The 379-nt window shown below is 52.5% G+C and carries 1 rRNA gene; it reads left to right on the top strand.

Annotated elements, in window-relative coordinates:
* Nucleotides 1-379 (top strand): 23S ribosomal RNA (locus tag OQV04_RS25425); the annotation flags it as partial.

The raw sequence follows: 379 nt of genomic DNA, 5'->3' as shown, positions 1-379 counted from the left end.
TTGACACTGAACATTGAGCCTTGATGTGTAGGATAGGTGGGAGGCTTTGAAGTGTGGACGCCAGTCTGCATGGAGCCAACCTTGAAATACCACCCTTTAATGTTTGATGTTCTAACGTTGCCCCGTTATCCGGGGTGCGGACAGTGTCTGGTGGGTAGTTTGACTGGGGCGGTCTCCTCCCAAAGAGTAACGGAGGAGCACGAAGGTTGGCTAAGCATGGTCGGACATCATGCGGTTAGTGCAAAGGCATAAGCCAGCTTGACTGCGAGAGTGACGGCTCGAGCAGGTACGAAAGTAGGTCTTAGTGATCCGGTGGTTCTGAATGGAAGGGCCATCGCTCAACGGATAAAAGGTACTCCGGGGATAACAGGCTGATACC

This window comes from Escherichia sp. Lx600-2 (assembly GCF_036662595.1).
In the GTDB taxonomy this organism is placed as follows: Bacteria; Pseudomonadota; Gammaproteobacteria; order Enterobacterales; family Enterobacteriaceae; genus Escherichia; species Escherichia coli.
This window is presented reverse-complemented; position numbering and strand designations above follow the sequence as displayed.